The organism is Pseudomonas sp. NPDC087614, from assembly GCF_044743485.1.
Classification (GTDB): Bacteria; Pseudomonadota; Gammaproteobacteria; order Pseudomonadales; family Pseudomonadaceae; genus Aquipseudomonas; species Aquipseudomonas baetica_A.
In genome coordinates this window covers 1-3,427 of record NZ_JBIUWN010000159.1, presented here as the reverse complement: position 1 = coordinate 3,427, position 3,427 = coordinate 1, and the positions used below count along the sequence as shown (strand labels likewise).

The following is a 3,427-nucleotide window of genomic DNA, read 5'->3' as shown; positions in this document are numbered from 1 at the left end:
GTCCTTGGCAACTATCTCCGGAGCCACCGCCGGCAAGGGCTCCGGCGCGTATTGCAGCGCAATTTGCAGGACCTCGTCAATCCATTTAACCGGTTTAATCTGCAGATCCTGCTTGATATTGTCAGGAATCTCCTTCAGATCGCGCACATTCTCTTCCGGAATAATCACAATCTTGATTCCGCCGCGGTGCGCCGCCAGCAGTTTTTCCTTCAGACCACCAATGGCCAGCACTTGACCACGCAAAGTGATTTCACCGGTCATGGCGACATCAGCGCGCACCGGAATGCCGGTCAAGGCCGAAACCAATGCCGTGCACATGCCTACACCCGCGCTCGGTCCATCTTTCGGGGTCGCCCCTTCCGGCATGTGGATATGTGTGTCGCGCTTTTCGTGGAAGTCCAGAGGAATGCCCAGACTCTTCGCACGGCTGCGCACCACGGTCAGGGCAGCAGTGATCGATTCGACCATTACATCGCCCAGCGAACCAGTCTTGATCAACTGGCCTTTACCTGGCACAACTGCGGCTTCGATGGTTAGCAATTCGCCCCCCACCTGAGTCCAGGCAAGGCCGGTAACCTGACCGATCTGATCCTGCTGCTCGGCCAGACCGTAGCGGAACTTGCGCACACCGAGGAAATGTTCCAGCAAGTCTGCTGTCACTTTCACCGAGAAGCGTTTTTCCATCGCGTGCTCTTTAACGGCCTTGCGACAGACCTTGGCGATCTGACGTTCAAGGCCACGCACACCGGCTTCACGTGTGTAGTAACGGATGATGTCGCGGATCGCCTCTTCGTCAAATTCCAGCTCGCCTTTCTTCAGACCATTGGCAGCGATCTGCTTTGGCGACAGGTATTTGACCGCAATGTTGATCTTCTCGTCTTCGGTGTAGCCCGGCAGACGGATGACTTCCATCCGGTCCAGCAGCGCCGGCGGGATGTTCATCGAGTTGGAGGTGCACAGGAACATCACATCCGAGAGATCGTAATCGACTTCCAGATAGTGGTCGTTGAAGTTGTGGTTCTGCTCGGGGTCGAGCACTTCCAGCAACGCCGACGCTGGATCGCCACGCATGTCGCTGCCCATTTTGTCGATTTCATCGAGCAGGAAAAGCGGGTTACGGACGCCCACCTTTGTCATCTTTTGAATCAATCTTCCGGGCATCGAACCGATGTAAGTCCGGCGGTGACCTCGAATTTCCGCTTCATCACGCACGCCACCCAAGGCCATGCGGACGAATTTACGGTTTGTGGCGTGGGCAATCGACTCCGCCAGCGAAGTTTTACCCACGCCTGGAGGACCGACCAGGCACAACACCGGGCCACGGATTTTCTTCACGCGTTTTTGTACGGCGAGGTATTCAAGGATGCGCTCCTTGACCTCTTCGAGACCGTAGTGATCCGCATCGAGAATGTCTTCTGCGCGAGCCAGGTCCAGGCGCACTTTGCTCTGGGCCTTCCACGGCACCTGCACCAACCAGTCGATGTACGAGCGCACCACAGTGGCCTCTGCGGACATCGGCGACATTTGCTTGAGCTTGTTCAACTCGGCAGTGGCTTTGGCCAATGCGTCTTTCGGCAGACCGGCAGCGTCGATGCGCTTTTTCAGGTCTTCGATTTCGTTGTGACCTTCGTCGCTATCGCCGAGCTCCTTCTGAATGGCCTTCATCTGCTCATTCAGGTAGTACTCACGCTGACTGCGCTCCATCTGCTTTTTAACGCGACCGCGAATGCGTTTTTCGACTTGCAGCAGGTCAATCTCGGCGTCCAGCAACGCCAGGACGTGCTCGACCCGGGCCGACAAATCGATGATTTCCAGGATTTCCTGCTTCTGCTCGATTTTCAGCGCCATGTGGGCGGCCATGGTATCGACCAGACGGCCCGGCTCTTCGATGCTGTTGAGCGACGACAGGACTTCTGCAGGGACTTTTTTGCCCAACTGAACATATTGTTCGAACTGAGACAGCAGTGTACGCACGAACACTTCGGACTCGCGCTCGGCAGCGTCGACTTCTTCAATCAAGGAGACTTCGGCACGACAGTGGCCGTCGACTTCGCTGAAGCGCTCAACGGTACCGCGCTGCTCACCCTCGACCAGAACCTTGACGGTGCCGTCAGGCAGCTTGAGCAGTTGTAGAACGGTGGCAATGGTACCTACGCGATAGAGAGCGTCTTCACCGGGATCATCATCAGCCGGGTTTCTCTGGGCCAGCAGCAAAATCTGCTTGTCGCCCGTCATCGCTGCCTCGAGGGCTTCGATGGATTTCTCACGCCCCACGAACAGCGGGATAACCATGTGCGGATACACGACGACATCACGCAATGGCAGGAGAGGCAATTCGATGGTTGTCTTCATGATTTCGCCTCTACGGCGGCCATATGGCCGTAATCAGATGGAATTAAGCTTGAAACCAAGATGGGGGCTGCCTTGAAAAAAAACAAGCGCAAAGCGGATGTAAAAAACGACATAAAAAAAAGAGGCCCGAAGGCCCCTTCTTTGTTCCGGCAGCGTAGACGCTTAAGCGTCCGGTGCTGCCTTGGCAGTCGGCTCACTGTTCTCGTAGATATACAGTGGCTTGGACTTGCCTTCGATCACACTCTCATCGATGACGACTTTGCTCACCTCGGACTGCGAGGGGATTTCGTACATCGTATCGAGCAGCACACCTTCGAGAATCGAACGCAGGCCACGGGCACCGGTTTTACGTTCCAGGGCACGTTTGGCGACCGATTTCAGCGCGTCGGAGCGGAACTCCAGATCCACGCCTTCCATCTCGAACAGCTTCGCATACTGCTTGGTCAGAGCGTTTTTCGGCTCCGTGAGGATCTGCATCAGCGCAGCCTCGTCCAGCTCGTCCAGTGTCGCAAGGACTGGCAGACGACCGACGAATTCCGGGATCAGACCGAACTTGACCAGATCGTCAGGCTCGACTTCTCGCAGGGACTCACCGACTTTCTTGCCTTCTTCCTTGCTGCGAACTTCTGCGTTGAAACCGATGCCGCCTTTGGTGGAACGGTTCTGGATGACCTTCTCGAGGCCCGAGAACGCACCACCGCAGATGAACAGAATGTTACGGGTGTCGACCTGCAGGAATTCCTGCTGCGGATGCTTGCGGCCACCTTGCGGCGGTACGGAAGCGACCGTGCCTTCGATCAACTTGAGCAAGGCCTGCTGCACGCCTTCACCGGAAACGTCCCGGGTGATCGACGGGTTGTCGGACTTGCGGGATATCTTGTCGATTTCGTCGATGTAGACAATACCCATCTGGGCCTTCTCTACGTCGTAATCACACTTCTGCAGCAGCTTCTGAATGATGTTCTCGACATCTTCACCGACATAACCAGCCTCGGTGAGGGTGGTTGCGTCAGCGATGGTGAACGGAACGTTCAGCAAGCGGGCCAGTGTTTCGGCCAGCAGGGTTTTACCAGAG

General features: G+C 56.2%; 2 protein-coding genes. Both read right to left on the bottom strand.

Going from position 1 to position 3,427, the window contains the following annotated elements; translation table 11 throughout:
* Nucleotides 1-2,352, bottom strand: a 2,352-nt coding sequence (gene lon / locus ACIOWA_RS27655; RefSeq protein ID WP_401162899.1) for an endopeptidase La, incomplete at its 3' end; no start/stop codon positions are given.
* Nucleotides 2,353-2,514: 162 nt separating this feature from the next.
* On the bottom strand, nucleotides 2,515-3,427 hold a 913-nt coding region (gene clpX / locus ACIOWA_RS27650; protein ID WP_401162898.1), incomplete at its 5' end, for an ATP-dependent Clp protease ATP-binding subunit ClpX.